The 12,448-nt window shown below is 69.7% G+C and carries 16 protein-coding genes; 5 read left to right on the plus strand and 11 right to left on the minus strand.

From position 1 onward, the window contains the following. Positions 1-7 precede the first annotated feature (7 nt). From RIF93_RS05555 to leuC, 4 genes are read right to left on the minus strand one after another with little or no spacing between them, the layout of a single operon-like run. Positions 8-310: a putative quinol monooxygenase gene (locus tag RIF93_RS05555; protein ID WP_309089257.1), complete on the minus strand. Its 303-nt coding sequence runs from the start codon at positions 308-310 to the stop codon at positions 8-10. Beyond that, positions 307-918: a 3-isopropylmalate dehydratase small subunit gene (leuD, locus tag RIF93_RS05560; protein WP_309089259.1), complete on the minus strand. Its 612-nt coding sequence runs from the start codon at positions 916-918 to the stop codon at positions 307-309. Before leuD ends, RIF93_RS05555 begins: the two co-directional genes overlap by 4 nt. Continuing rightward, on the minus strand, positions 918-1,802 hold the full coding sequence (locus tag RIF93_RS05565; RefSeq protein WP_309089260.1) for a VOC family protein: 885 nt from the start codon (positions 1,800-1,802) through the stop codon (positions 918-920). The genes leuD and RIF93_RS05565 overlap by 1 nt, the downstream gene beginning before the upstream one ends. Beyond that, positions 1,799-3,223 (minus strand): 3-isopropylmalate dehydratase large subunit, encoded by a 1,425-nt coding sequence (gene leuC, locus RIF93_RS05570; RefSeq protein WP_309089261.1) that lies wholly within the window; start codon positions 3,221-3,223, stop codon positions 1,799-1,801. The genes RIF93_RS05565 and leuC overlap by 4 nt, the downstream gene beginning before the upstream one ends. Before the next feature lie 165 nt (positions 3,224-3,388). On the opposite strand from leuC, the gene RIF93_RS05575 reads away from it, so the two are divergent. Then, a complete protein-coding gene (locus tag RIF93_RS05575) occupies positions 3,389-4,258 on the plus strand; it encodes a LysR family transcriptional regulator (RefSeq protein WP_309089263.1) in 870 nt (289 codons plus the stop codon). Here the strand turns inward: RIF93_RS05575 and RIF93_RS05580 are convergent. The 3 genes from RIF93_RS05580 to trmD form a co-directional block, all read right to left on the minus strand. Continuing rightward, on the minus strand, positions 4,255-5,091 hold the full coding sequence (locus RIF93_RS05580) for a thioesterase family protein (RefSeq protein ID WP_309089265.1): 837 nt from the start codon (positions 5,089-5,091) through the stop codon (positions 4,255-4,257). The genes RIF93_RS05575 and RIF93_RS05580 overlap by 4 nt on opposite strands. Before the next feature lie 140 nt (positions 5,092-5,231). Then, positions 5,232-5,633, minus strand: a complete 402-nt coding sequence (rplS, locus tag RIF93_RS05585) for a 50S ribosomal protein L19 (protein WP_309089266.1) — start codon at positions 5,631-5,633, stop codon at positions 5,232-5,234. A 21-nt stretch (positions 5,634-5,654) separates the two neighbouring features. Beyond that, positions 5,655-6,365 carry a tRNA (guanosine(37)-N1)-methyltransferase TrmD gene (trmD, locus tag RIF93_RS05590; RefSeq protein ID WP_309089268.1) on the minus strand — a complete coding sequence of 237 codons (711 nt, stop codon included), beginning with the start codon at positions 6,363-6,365 and terminating at the stop codon, positions 5,655-5,657. A gap of 77 nt (positions 6,366-6,442) precedes the next feature. On the opposite strand from trmD, the gene RIF93_RS05595 reads away from it, so the two are divergent. Together RIF93_RS05595 and RIF93_RS05600 are read left to right on the plus strand one after the other, a co-directional pair. Then, the gene (locus RIF93_RS05595; RefSeq protein WP_309089270.1) at positions 6,443-7,315 is read left to right on the plus strand and encodes an acyl-CoA thioesterase II; all 873 of its coding nucleotides are present in this window, start codon (positions 6,443-6,445) and stop codon (positions 7,313-7,315) included. Positions 7,316-7,389: 74 nt separating this feature from the next. Continuing rightward, a complete protein-coding gene (locus tag RIF93_RS05600; RefSeq protein ID WP_309089272.1) occupies positions 7,390-8,259 on the plus strand; it encodes an acyl-CoA thioesterase II in 870 nt (289 codons plus the stop codon). A 3-nt stretch (positions 8,260-8,262) separates the two neighbouring features. Here the strand turns inward: RIF93_RS05600 and rimM are convergent, their stop codons facing one another. Genes rimM through ffh form a run of 3 tightly spaced genes read right to left on the minus strand, consistent with a single transcriptional unit; the run spans position 8,263 to position 10,848 of the window. Beyond that, the gene (gene rimM / locus RIF93_RS05605) at positions 8,263-8,766 is read right to left on the minus strand and encodes a ribosome maturation factor RimM (protein ID WP_309089274.1); all 504 of its coding nucleotides are present in this window, start codon (positions 8,764-8,766) and stop codon (positions 8,263-8,265) included. Positions 8,767-8,775: 9 nt separating this feature from the next. Further along, positions 8,776-9,312: a 30S ribosomal protein S16 gene (rpsP, locus tag RIF93_RS05610; RefSeq protein ID WP_309089276.1), complete on the minus strand. Its 537-nt coding sequence runs from the start codon at positions 9,310-9,312 to the stop codon at positions 8,776-8,778. A gap of 24 nt (positions 9,313-9,336) precedes the next feature. Continuing rightward, a complete protein-coding gene (gene ffh, locus RIF93_RS05615; protein ID WP_309089277.1) occupies positions 9,337-10,848 on the minus strand; it encodes a signal recognition particle protein in 1,512 nt (503 codons plus the stop codon). 189 nt (positions 10,849-11,037) lie between these two features. On the opposite strand from ffh, the gene RIF93_RS05620 reads away from it, so the two are divergent. Next, entirely contained in the window at positions 11,038-11,379 is a 342-nt protein-coding gene (locus RIF93_RS05620; protein WP_309089278.1) for a nuclear transport factor 2 family protein, read from the plus strand. 51 nt (positions 11,380-11,430) lie between these two features. Further along, the gene (locus tag RIF93_RS05625) at positions 11,431-11,967 is read left to right on the plus strand and encodes a methylated-DNA--[protein]-cysteine S-methyltransferase (RefSeq protein WP_309089280.1); all 537 of its coding nucleotides are present in this window, start codon (positions 11,431-11,433) and stop codon (positions 11,965-11,967) included. Between the two features lie 2 nt (positions 11,968-11,969). Here the strand turns inward: RIF93_RS05625 and RIF93_RS05630 are convergent. Beyond that, positions 11,970-12,448, minus strand: a 479-nt coding sequence (locus tag RIF93_RS05630; RefSeq protein WP_309089281.1) for a hypothetical protein, incomplete at its 5' end; no start/stop codon positions are given.

Consider the following 12,448-nt stretch of genomic DNA (forward strand, 5'->3'; position numbering starts at 1 on the left):
CTGAAAGCTAGAGCGGCGTTTCGCCGGCGACCTCGTAGAGCGTGAGCCGCCGATCGGAAACCCCCAAGGCGGGCCAGCTCGCCCGCCACTCCGAGAGATGCGGCGCCTGGAAGTGGGCCTCGAGCGCGGCGCGGTCGCGCCAGGCCTCGAAGACGCGGATCAGGCCCGGATCCTCGACGTCGAGGGCATAGGAATAGACGAGGCAGCCGTCCTCGGCGCGGCTCGCCGCCAACATGCGGGTCATGTGCGGCCGGAAGGCCTCGAGGTTCTCGGGCGGCACGCGGACCGTGCCCGCGACGATGACGCTCACGCGCCCTCCAGCCAGGGTTGGGCGAGCGCGCGCTTCATCTCGTAGACGTCGATGTCGTCCTTGGCCTGCAGGGTCTCGCCGATGGCGTCGAGGCCGCGCAGCATCTTGTCCTTGCGCTGCGGATCGATGTCGAACCGGAAGACCGCGCCCGACGGCGAGGTGACGGTCTGGGCCTCGAGGTCGACGCTGACCACGTGGTTGCCGCCGCGCGCCTCGTCCATCAGCTGCTGGACCTCCTCGGCCTTCAGCACGACGGGCAAGAGGCCGTTCTGGAAGCAGTTCCCGTAGAAGATGTCGGCGAAGCTTGTGGAGATCACGCACCGAATGCCGAAATCCATCAGCGCCCAGGGGGCGTGCTCGCGCGACGAGCCGCAGCCGAAGTTGTCGCCGGCGACCAGCACGCCCGCGCCCCGGTACTCGGGCCGGTTCAGCACGAAGTCGGGTTTCTCGCGCCCCTGCTCGTCGAAGCGGAAGTCGTAGAACAGGCCGCGGGCGAGGCCTTTGCGCTCCACCGTCTTGAGGAACTGCTTGGGGATGATCTGGTCTGTGTCGATGTTGGCCAGCGGCAGCGGCGCGGCCTTGGCATCGAGCTTGGTGAAGGCTTCCATCAGGCGGTTTCCAGTGTGCGGTTCTGGGCCGGTTCGGCGCTGAGCATTAGCGTCGGCACGCCCCCCGGCGCATCGCGGACGGTGAAGACCTTGGTGCCGGGCTTGCGGCCGGTGCGGACCTCGGAGACGTCGAAGCCGGCGGCGGAGATGCGGGCCCGGGCGGCGTCGGGGTCGTCCACCCGCCAGGCGAGGCCGCCGAAGCGGTCGGGTTTGTCGGAGGCCGGCTCGCCGATCTTCGCCCCTACCTCGATGACCGCATCGCCGGCGCGGAAGAACAGCTGGCGGGCGTTCCACTGCGGGTTCTCGCGGTCGAGCCGCAGGTCGAGGCCGAGCTTGGCGCCGTAGACGGCCAGGGCGCGGTTCACATCGGCGGCGTAGACCACGACGTGGTCCAGCTTGGCGACCGGCGCGGGGACCAACGGCTGCGACAGAGGCCACGGCTGTCCATCGCGCGGCGGGGCGATCAGCAGCACTTGAAGCCCGCCAGTGTCCTCGGGCCGGGGGTTCGCGCCCAGCCAGTAGCGCTTGCGGCCGTCGTCATGGGTGGAGCGGGTGAGCGCCGGCTCGCTGGTGTGCAAGCCGCGCCGGTTCATCAGCTTGGCGAACGGCGCAAGGTCGTCCACGGACCGACCGACGGTGAAGGCGGTGGCCCAAACGCCTTCGCCGTGGCGCTCGAGGTGGGCCCGCATCCGGTCGCCGAAGGCGCCCTCGCCGTGCGGGCTGATGACGTCCAGCGCCATGTTCGGGAACTGGAACCAGGCGTGCCGCGCCCCGCCGTCGCCGCCGATCCAGTTGGGCTCGACGCCCAGCAAGCGGCGATAGCCGTCCAGGGCCGCGTCCAGGTCGCGCACGCAGAGGGCGACGTGGTCCAGGGCGGTGATCACAGGAAGTCCCGGACGTCCGCGATGTGGCCGGCGATAGCGGCGGCGGCGGCCATGGCAGGGCTCATCAGGTGGGTGCGGCCGCCGCGGCCCTGGCGGCCCTCGAAGTTGCGGTTCGAGGTGGACGCGCAGCGCTCGCCGGGCTTCAGCCGGTCCGGGTTCATGCCGAGGCACATCGAGCAGCCGGGCTCGCGCCAGTCGAAGCCTGCGGCCTTGAAGATGGCGTCGAGACCCTCGGCCTCGGCCTGTTCCTTCACGAGGCCCGAGCCCGGCACGACCATGGCGCGGACATGCGGCGCGACCAGGCGGCCGTTCAGGAAGGCATTCTGGACCACCTTGGCGGCTTCGCGCAGGTCCTCGATGCGGCTGTTGGTGCACGAGCCGATGAAGACCACGTCGATCTTGGCCTCCGTGATCGGCTGGCCGGCGGAAAGGCCCATGTACTCCAGAGCGCGCTCGGCCGACGCGCGCTTGTCGGGCGTGGCGAAGCTTTCCGGCGAGGGCACGGCGGCGGTCACCGGCACGACGTCCTCGGGGCTGGTGCCCCAGGTGACCGTGGGCGCGATCTGGGCGGCGTCGAGCACGATCTCGCGGTCGAAGCTGGCGTCCTCGTCCGTGAAGAAGGTCTTCCAGTAGTCGAGGGCCATCTCCCAGGCGCCGCCCTTAGGCGCCGCTGGCCGCCCGCGCAGGTAGTCGAAGGTCGTCTGGTCGGGCGCGACGAGGCCTGCCTTGGCCCCGCCCTCGATGGTCAGGTTGCACAGCGTCATGCGGCCTTCCATCGACAGCGCCCGGACGGCGGAACCGGCGTATTCGATGACGTAGCCGGTGCCGCCGGCCGTGCCGATCTCGCCGATGACGGCGAGCGCGAAGTCCTTGGCGCCGACGCCGGGCGCGGGCTGGCCTTCGATGCGGACGCGCATGTTCTTCGCCTTCTTCTGGCGAAGGGTCTGGGTGGCAAGGACGTGCTCCACCTCGGACGTGCCGATGCCGTGGGCCAGCGCCCCGAACGCCCCGTGGGTCGAGGTGTGGCTGTCCCCGCAGACGATGGTCATCCCCGGCTGGGTGCGGCCCTGTTCGGGACCCACGACGTGGACGATCCCGTTGCGGATGTCGCCCATCGGGAAGAACTCGATGCCGTGCTCGGCGACGTTGCGCCCCAGGGTCTGGAGCTGGAGGCGCGCCTCCTCGTCGGCGACGGCGTCGACCCCCAGCGCCTGGCCTTCGGTCGGGACGTTATGGTCGGCCACGGCGAGGGTGCGGTCCGGCCGCCGCACCGGGCGGTTCGCGGCGCGAAGGCCGGCGAACGCCTGCGGCGTGGTCACCTCGTGGATCAGGTGCAGGTCGATGTAGAGGATCGCCTCGCCGTCCTGTTCGGCGACGACATGGGCGTCCCAGATCTTGTCGTAGAGCGTCTTGCCGGGCATGGGCCGCATGTAGGTCCGCGGACCCGCGCACGTCTAGTGCTGCGATGCCGCAATCGACGCGCAGTTGCAGCAAGATTGTGCCCCGGCCGCAGGACCTAGGCATTTTGCGCCGTTACGGCTTGGGTTATGCATGCGCGCATGCCTGGGACGCCGGATTGGGATTTGTTGCAGAGCCTGCACGCGGTGCTGGAGGCGGGGAGCTTCTCGGCCGCGGCCCGGCTGCGCCGGCTGACCCAGCCGACCCTGGGCCGGCACATCGACCAGCTGGAGCGCCAGCTGGGCGCGCCGCTATTCCTGCGCAGCCCCCGTGGCCTGCAGCCGACGGATCTGGCCCTCGCGCTGGCCCCGCACCTGGCTGACATGGCCGCGGCGGCGGGCGCGGCCGGCCGGGACGCGGCGGGGGCGGCCGACGAGGCGTCCGGCGTGGTGCGCGTCGCCGCCAGCGAGATCATGGGCGTCGAGGTTCTGCCGCCGATCCTGGCGCGCTTCCGCCAAGTCCATCCTGGCATCGACGTCGAAGTGGCCGTCTCGAACAAGCTGGAAGACCTGTCGCGCCGCGATGCGGACATCGCCGTGCGCATGGCGCGGCCGACGCAGAACGCGATCGTGGCCAAGAAGGTGGGCGATGTCGGCTTCGGCTTCTACGCCACCCAGGACTACCTCGACCGGCACGGCGTTCCGGCCAGCCTTGAGGATCTCGAAGCCCACGCCCTGATCGGCTACGACCGCCAACCGCCGCCGAAGGTGGACCTGGACATCGGCCGTCCGATCACCCGGGACATCTTCTCGCTGCGCACCGATAGCGACGCCGCCCAGCTGGCGCTGCTACGCGCGGGCTTCGGCGTCGGCGTCTGCCAGCACCAGATCGCTCGCCGCGCAGGACTGGTGCGCGTGCTGCCCACGACCCTGAAGTTCCGCCTCGACATCTGGATCTGCATGCATGAGGCCCTGCGCAGCAATCCGCGCATGCGGCTGATGTTCGACCACCTGGCCGCAGAACTCGGCGCCTACGCCGCCGAAGCGGGGCGCGACTAGCGCTTGGGCGTGTAGATCAGGTTCGACCCGCCCGTGGCGACCAGGCGCCCATCCTCAGTCCAGAGGCGGCCGCGGCCGTGGATCAGACCGGCGCGGGCGGTGTCCGAGACGGCGTCCAAAAGCAGCCATTGTGCGCCGCGGGGCGGTTCATGGAACCATACGGTGAGATCGAGGCTGGGGGCGATGTAATCCGGCGCCTGCGCGCGGCCGCGGTGGTGGGTTGGCCACAGCAGGGTGTCGATCAGCACGACCGCGGGCGCGAACGCCGCGAAAGCGTCGTCGCCTGGATCGAAGCCCGGGAAGTTGAACCACTCCACCAGCGTGGCGGGCCGCGCGGTGCGGGGCGCCTCGAACGGCTGCCAGGACAGCGGCTTGACGTCGATGTTGGTCCAGAAGACGTGCGGCTCGGGTGCGGCGTCGCCATAGTGCTCGACCACGTGCTGGCGGAAGGTCTTCAGTGCGGCGGGTGGCGGCGCGTCGGGCATCTCCGCCTCGGCGGTCTCCGGACCGTCGTCACGGGCGACGCTCCAGACCTGCGCCTGCAGGAAGACCTTCTCCTGCTGGATGAGCTCGACGTTCAGCAGCCAGGCGCTGCGGCCCTGCTTCACGGGCGTCACCCGGCACTCGGTCTCGCCGAAGCCGCCCACTGACACGTACTGGACGCTGAGGCTCGCGGGCCGGTGGCCCGGAGGTGCGACGAGCCCCGCGGCGCGTAGCGCGATGGCCGACACATAGCCGCCGTTCGGGCCCCAAACCTCCCAGTCGCGCGAAACGTCTGCGACGAGGCGGTCGCCCTGCCGCGATACCTGGGTGTCGACGTGCAGCAGTCCCATTCCGGCCCTCCCGACGCGGAAGCGCAGGAGTAGCGCGGCCGGACGGCCGCCGCCTAGGGTCGAAAGAACACGGTTCCGCCTACGAAAACGGCGGCCGGATTGCTCCGGCCGCCGCTCGTGAAATCTGATGTGCGGGAAGCTTAGGCTTCCGGCGTCTCGGTGGGTTCGTCCTTCGCCGCGGCCGTCATCTGGCGCTCGGCGATCCGGGCCGACTTACCGCGGCGGTCGCGCAGGTAGTACAGCTTGGCGCGACGGACGACGCCACGGCGCTTCACCTCGATCGACTCGATCATCGGCGACATCACCGGGAACAGGCGCTCGACGCCTTCGCCGAACGAGATCTTGCGGACCGTGAAGCTCTCGTCGATGCCCTGGCCGGCGCGGGCGATGCAGACGCCTTCGTAGGCCTGCACGCGTTCACGGTCGCCTTCCTTGATGCGGACGTTCACGCGCACGGTGTCGCCGGGGCGGAATTCCGGAATCTTGCGTTGGGCCAGGAGGCGGTCGGCCTCTTCCTTGCGGAGCTGTTCGATCACGTTCATCGTCGTCTTCCTTACTGGGCTTTACTCGCCCTTTGCCTGTTGATTGGCGGAAGCCTTCGCCCAGAGGTCTGGACGCCGCTCCCGCGTGGTGACTTCGCGCTGTTCCTGGCGCCAGCGGCGGATCGCCGCGTGATTGCCCGAAAGCAGCACTTCGGGGATCTCGAGCCCTTCGAACGTCCGCGGCCGGGTGTACTGCGGATGCTCGAGGAGACCGTCCTCGAAACTCTCTTCACTTAAACTCTCGGCCTGGCCCAACACACCGGGCACCAGCCGTACGCACGCTTCGATCGCCACCATCGCCGCCGCCTCGCCGCCGGCGAGAACCGCGTCTCCAACGGAGACCTCCTCGAACCCGCGGGCGTCCAGCACCCGTTGGTCCACCCCTTCGAACCGACCGCACAGGACGATCAGCCCCGGCCCTTCGGCCCATTCCCGCACGCGCGCCTGGGTCAGGGGCCGGCCCCTGGCGCTCATGTACAAAAGCGGCCGTCCGCGCCGCTCCACGCTGTCCAGCGCAGAGGCGATCACGTCGGCCCGCATAACCTGTCCAGGACCGCCACCCGCAGGGGTGTCGTCGAGGAAGCCGCGCTTATCCTTGGAAAACCCCCGAATGTCCACCGTTTCCAGGGACCACAGGTTCGCCTCGCGCCAGGCCGTGCCGACGAGCGATACGCCCAGCGGTCCGGGGAAGGCGTCCGGAAACATGGTCAGCACGGTGCAGTCGAAGGACATGGCGGCCTGCTAGGGGCGCAAGGCGGCCGCGGCGTCAACCCTTGCCGCGACCGCCACCGCCGCGTATCGCGGCATCCATGAGCGAGACCGACGCCCAAGACGAGACCCTGGTCGAGACGCTGCAGCTGGAGCGGATCGAGGAGAACCTGTTCCGCGGGACCTCGCCCGACACCGCGCCCGGACGCATCTTCGGCGGCCAGGTGATCGCCCAGTCGCTGCTGGCGGCGTACGAGACGGTCGAGGCCCGGGTCTGCCACTCGCTGCACTGCTATTTCATCCGGCCGGGGGATCCGACCACGCCGATCGTCTTCGAGGTGGACCGCTCGCGCGACGGCGGCAGCTTCACGACGCGGCGCGTGGTGGCGGTCCAGCGCGGCAAGCAGATCTTCAACCTGGCCGCCTCTTTCAAGGACCCCGAAGAGGGCTTCCACCATCAGGCCGACATGCCGCCGGGTCCGCACTGGAGCGAGCTGCCCGACCAGCACGAGGTGCTGCGCGAACTCATGAAGGACGCGCCCGAGCAGGCGAAGCGCTGGATCTCGCGGCCCATGCCGATCGAGATGCGCTCGAAGGACGCCCGCACCTACTGGATGGACGGGCCGAAGGAGCCCGCGTCGCAGAACTGGTTCCGCTGCCGAACGCCGATCGGAGACGATCCGCGCATGCACCAGGTGATCCTGGCCTACGCCTCGGACATGAACCTGCTGTCGACCGCCATGCGACCGCACGGCGTGCATTGGCAGACGCCGGGCTTCCAGTCGGCGAGCCTCGACCACGCCATGTGGTTCCACAAGCCGACGGATTTCAACCAGTGGCACCTCTACGCCCACGACAGCCCGTCGGCCGCGGACGGCCGGGGCCTGATCCGCGGCGCGATCTACGCCGAGGACGGCACCCTGGTGGCCAGCGTCGCCCAGGAAGGCCTTATGCGGATGCGTAACGACAAGTAGCGCCACCTCTTCCCACCGGCCGCCGTCCGGCGTAATGGCGTCCGCCTTCGCAGTTGCAGCAAAGTCCGGCGGCCATGGATACCCAGACCCTCATGCAGGCGCTCAAGCTGGAGCGGCTTGAGGTGAACCTCTTCCGAGGGACGACGCCTGACGAAGAGTCGCGGATGCGCATCTACGGCGGCCAGGTGATCGCCCAGTCGCTGCTGGCGGCCTACGAGACGATCGAGGACCGCATCTGCCACTCGCTGCACTGCTACTTCATCCGGCCGGGCGATCCGAACGTGCCGATCATCTTCGAGGTGGACCGTTCGCGCGACGGCGGCAGCTTCACGACGCGCCGGGTCATCGCCGTCCAGCACGGCCAGCAGATCTTCAACCTGGCCGCCTCGTTCCAGGTGGAGGAGGAGGGCTTCGAGCACCAGTCCGAGATGCCGCCGGCGCCGCACTGGGACGAGGTGGAGGACGACCGGGTCGCCCAGCTGCGGCTGGCGGAGAAGCTGCCGGAGGACCAGCGCGAGTGGCTCGAGCGGCCGCAGCCGATCGAGATGCGGACCGTCGGCGGCCGCTTCGACATGCGCCGGCCCGAGAAGCTGGCGCCGGTGCAGCAGGTGTGGTTCCGGGCGAAGGACCCGATCGGCTCAGCCACCCGCATGCACCAGGTGATCCTGGCCTACGCCTCGGACATGAGCCTGCTCGGCACCAGCCTTCGGCCCCACGCGGTGAACTGGCGCACGCCGGGCATGCAGACGGCGAGCCTCGACCACGCCATGTGGTTCCACCGGCCGACCGACTTCAACGAGTGGCACCTGTACCACCAGGAGGCGCCGTCGGCGTCCGGCGGCCGCGGCTTCAACCTGGGCTACATCTATCGCGCCTCGGACGGCGCGCTCGTGGCGAGCTGCGCGCAGGAAGGTCTGATGCGGCTGCGGAAGCCGAAGGCTTAAGGCCTACTCCACCTCGTCCGGCGGAACCGCGATGACGATCCCCTCAGCCAGTTTCACCTCGGGCACGGCCTCGCGGGTGAAGGGCAGGTACCAGCTGGCGCCCTGCGGGGGCTCGACCTCCAGCAGGTCGCCGGCGCCGAAGTCCTGGACATTCTTGATGCGGCCCAGCGGCTCGCCGTCGGCCGTGACGACCGAAAGCCCGATCAGGTCGGTGACGTAGAACTCGTCCTCTTCGGGTTCGGGCAGGACGTCGCGCGGGACGAACAGCTTCAGCCCACGCAGCGCCTCGGCCTGCTCTCGCGTCTCGACTTCCCTGGCGCGCACGACAAGGCCGCCCTTCGCAGGGCGGCCCGAGAGCAGCGTCAGGGCGGGCTGGCCGTCCTCACGCTTCATGTCGCGATAGTCCAGCAGGGCCGACGGATCGGCCGTGAAGCTGGTGATGCGGACCTCGCCGCGGACGCCGAAAGCGCCCGCGACGCGGCCGACGAGGATCAGGCTGTCGCCCACCTCGCGGACTTAGGCCTGCTCTTCGCCTTCGGCGGCCGGAGCGGCCTCTTCGGCGGCGGGCGCCTCTTCAGCAGCCGGAGCTTCTCCCGCGGCGGCTTCGGCGGCCGGGGCGGCCTCTTCAGCCGGAGCGGCTTCCGCAGCCGGAGCTTCTTCGGCGACCGGCTCTTCGGCCGGCGGGGCGGCGGCGGCTTCAGCCGCGGCGGCGGCGCGGTCGGCTTCGCGCTGGGCGCGCTCTTCCGCACGTTCCTTGGCCTTCGTGCCCGGCTCGCCCTTCTTCGGGTTGTTGCCGGCGGTCCACTGGGTGATGCCCAGCTTCGACAGCTCGCGGGCGACGCGGTCGGTCGGCTGGGCGCCCTTGCCGAGCCACTCCTGGATACGCTCTTGCTTCACGATGATCCGGTTCGGATCGTCCTTCTTCAGCAGCGGGTTGTACGAGCCGACCTTCTCGATGAAGCGGCCATCGCGCGGCGAGTGGCTGTCGGCGACGACGATCGAGTAGTAGGGGCGCTTCTTGGCGCCGCCACGGGCGAGACGGATCTTCAGCATTGTCGTTAGTCCTTGGTCTGAAAGCTATTTCTTGAAGGGATTGAAGCCCGGCGGCAGGCCGCCGCCGAGGCCGGGAAGTTTCAGGGCGCCGCCGGGGCCAGAGCCGAGCTGCTTCTGGAGCTCTTCCATCTGCTCCGGGCTCGGCATCTTGCCGCCGCCGAGCTGGGCCAGCTTGCCTAGGTCCATGTTGCCGCCACCGAGCATCTTGGCCATCTGGCCGAAGCCCTTGCCGCCGTTCTTGGACAGCATCTTGAAGGCGTCGGCCATCTGACGGTGCTGCTTCAGCACGCGGTTGACCTCGGCCACGTCGACGCCGGCGCCGGCAGCGATGCGTCGCTTGCGCGAGGCGGCCAGGATCTCCGGCTTCCTGCGCTCGGCCTTGGTCATCGAGGAGATGATCGCGATCTGGCGGTCGAAGGTCTTGTCGCTGATTCCGCTCTCGGCGATCTGCTTCTTCATCTTCTGGACGCCGGGCAGCATGCCCATCAGGCCTTCCATGCCGCCCATGCGCTTCATCTGCTTGAGCTGCTCGGCCATCATGTCGAGGTCGAACTGGCCCTTGGCCAGCTTCTTGGCCATCGCCTCGGCGCGTTCGACGTCGAGGTCTTGGGCGGCCTTCTCGACGAGGGCGACAACGTCGCCGCGGCCGAGGATCCGGCCGGCCACGCGATGCGCGTCGAAGGCGTCCAGGCCGTCAATCTTCTCGGAGACGCCCAGGAACTTGATCGGCAGGCCGGTGACGGCGCGCATCGACAGGGCGGCGCCGCCGCGGCCGTCGCCGTCGGCCCGGGTCAGCACCAGGCCGGTCAGCGGCAGGCGCTCGTGGAAGGCCTTGGCGGTGCGCACCGCGTCCTGGCCGGTGAGGGCGTCGGCGACCAGCAGGGTCTCGGAGGGGTTCGAGATCTTCGCGATCTCGGCCGCCTCGCTCATCATCGCCTCGTCCAGCGTCGTGCGGCCGGCGGTGTCGAGGATAAGGACGTCGTAGCCCTGGAGCTTGGCCGCCGACAGCGCCCGCCGGGTGATGTCGGGGGCGGACTGGCCCGGCACGATCGGCAGGCTGTCGACGCCGGCCTGCGTGGCCAGCATGGCCAGCTGCTCCATCGCCGCCGGACGGCGGGTGTCGAGCGAGGCCAGGAGGACCTTCTTGCGCTCCTTCTGAAGGCGCAGCGCGAGCTTGCCGGCGGTGGTCGTCTTGCCCGAACCCTGCAGGCCCGACATCAGGATCACGGTCGGCGGGTTCGACGACAGGCGCAGGCCTTCCGGCTCCCCGCCGCCGCCCAGCATCTCGACAAGGCCGTCATAGGTGATCTTGATCACCTGGTCGGCGGGCTTCACTGAGCGGATCACCGCCTCGCCGGTGGCGCGCTCCTTCGCCTTCTCGATGAACTCACGGACGACGGGCAGGGCGACGTCGGCCTCGAGCAGGGCCACGCGCACCTCACGCATCACCTCGTCGATGTCCTTCTCGGACAGTACGCCGCGACCGGAGAGCCGGTCGAAGACGGATGTCAGCCGATCAGAAAGCGCGTCGAACAAATCCAACTCCTATGGCCCAAACGCAGTCGACCCCCGTGGACGATTGCGTCGACGGGGGGCCTCGCCGCCCTCGTCCCAGATGAGGTCCTGGGGGTCGTGGCGGTAGAGGGCGCTGACCGAGATCAGGCCGGAAGGGCGCGCTTATGCGCCTGTGGAGAACTTCGAGTCAAGAAAACCCGTTCTGCGGCCATGAACGAAACCGACCTTCTCTGGGATCTGGAGCGACGGTTCTGGCTGGACGGGCCGGAACATTATCGGGCGGGGTTGGACCCTGCGTGCGTCATGGTGTTCCCGTTCGGCGTGCTGGCGGGCGAGGCCATACTGCAGAGCCTCGAAGGCGCGCCACGCTGGGCCGCGGTGGAGATGACGGGGCGGCAGGCCGCCCGGCCGACCGACGACCTGGCCGTGCTGGCCTATCGGGCGACCGGCCGCCGCGACGGCGCGGCGGACTATGCGGCGTGGTGCAGTTCGACCTACCGACGGGACGGCCCGCGGTGGCGCCTGGTGCAGCACCAGCAGACGCCGGCCTAGCACGTCCGAAAGCCGCCAGCGGTTATCGGCGAACGCCACTATCTTGGCCCCATGACACAATACGCCCTGTTTGAAACCGCGATTGGTTGGGCTGGGATCGCGTGGAACGAGGCCGGGCTCGTGGCCTGCCATCTGCCCGAGCGGGACGCCGAGACCGCCCGGCGCGGGTTTCTGCGCCGCTTCCCCGACAGCGTCGAAGCCGAGCCGCCAGCCGAGCTCAGCCCGACGATCGACGGCATCCGGGCATTGATGCGGGGCGAGAAGGCGGACCTTTCGCGCGCTCCGCTGGACCTGTCCTGGACGCCGGAGTTCCACGCGCGTGTCTACGAGATCGCTCGCGGCATCCCGCCCGGCGAGACCCTGACCTATGGCGAGATCGCCGAGAGACTGGGCGACAAGCTGCTGGCGCGCGACGTCGGCCAGGCGCTGGGCAAGAACCCCTGGCCGATCGTCGTGCCCTGCCATCGCGTGACCGCAGCCGGCGGCAAGCCGGGCGGTTTCTCGGCGCGAGGCGGCGTCAACACGAAGCTGAAGCTGCTGGCGATCGAAGGCGCCCCGGCCGCGGCGCAGGGCGACCTGTTCGCCTGACGTCAGTGGGCGCGCAGGACGTCCGAGTGGCGGGCTGCTGCGGCGGCGAGCCGGCCGCTCGCGCCGTCCAGGCTGTCGCGCAGGAAGCCGTCCACGAGATCGGCGGCCGTCTTGAGCGCGGCGCGCGTCGGCAAGCGTCCTCCGAAGACTTTGCGAAGCAGCGGGCGCGCCGGCGGCGCGAAGAACAACTCGGCGTCGGTGAAGCTGTAGTGGTTCGTGCCCAGGATCTCGAAGCGAGCGCCCGGCGTGCGGCTTCCGGCAAGCAGCCCCCGGACCCTCGATCCGTAGAGCGCTGGATGTCGGGTGACCGCGTGGTCGCTCTCGATCACCAGGAACGGCCTGTCGAGCCGCGCGCGCTCGACCCCTCCATACGGCATACCGTCAAGGTTGGCGCCCGCCCTCACACGCGGGTCCTGCGACAACGCGAGCGCCGCCGTCGCCCCTCCGAACGAGTGGCCGATGACTGCGACCCGCTCGAGGT

The sequence above is a fragment of the Phenylobacterium sp. genome (assembly GCF_031181185.1).
Classification (GTDB): domain Bacteria; phylum Pseudomonadota; class Alphaproteobacteria; order Caulobacterales; family Caulobacteraceae; genus Phenylobacterium.

Bases quoted from the DNA above. Each gene is read 5' to 3' on its own strand.
- leuD (WP_309089259.1), bottom strand. From the start codon at position 918: ATGGAAGCCTTCACCAAGCTCGATGCCAAGGCCGCGCCGCTGCCGCTG.
- leuC (WP_309089261.1), bottom strand. From the start codon at position 3,223: ATGCCCGGCAAGACGCTCTACGACAAGATCTGGGACGCCCATGTCGTC.
- RIF93_RS05580 (WP_309089265.1), bottom strand. From the start codon at position 5,091: ATGGGACTGCTGCACGTCGACACCCAGGTATCGCGGCAGGGCGACCGC.
- rplS (WP_309089266.1), bottom strand. From the start codon at position 5,633: ATGAACGTGATCGAACAGCTCCGCAAGGAAGAGGCCGACCGCCTCCTG.
- trmD (WP_309089268.1), bottom strand. From the start codon at position 6,365: ATGTCCTTCGACTGCACCGTGCTGACCATGTTTCCGGACGCCTTCCCC.
- RIF93_RS05595 (WP_309089270.1), top strand. From the start codon at position 6,443: ATGAGCGAGACCGACGCCCAAGACGAGACCCTGGTCGAGACGCTGCAG.
- RIF93_RS05600 (WP_309089272.1), top strand. From the start codon at position 7,390: ATGGATACCCAGACCCTCATGCAGGCGCTCAAGCTGGAGCGGCTTGAG.
- rpsP (WP_309089276.1), bottom strand. From the start codon at position 9,312: ATGCTGAAGATCCGTCTCGCCCGTGGCGGCGCCAAGAAGCGCCCCTAC.
- RIF93_RS05620 (WP_309089278.1), top strand. From the start codon at position 11,038: ATGAACGAAACCGACCTTCTCTGGGATCTGGAGCGACGGTTCTGGCTG.
- RIF93_RS05625 (WP_309089280.1), top strand. From the start codon at position 11,431: ATGACACAATACGCCCTGTTTGAAACCGCGATTGGTTGGGCTGGGATC.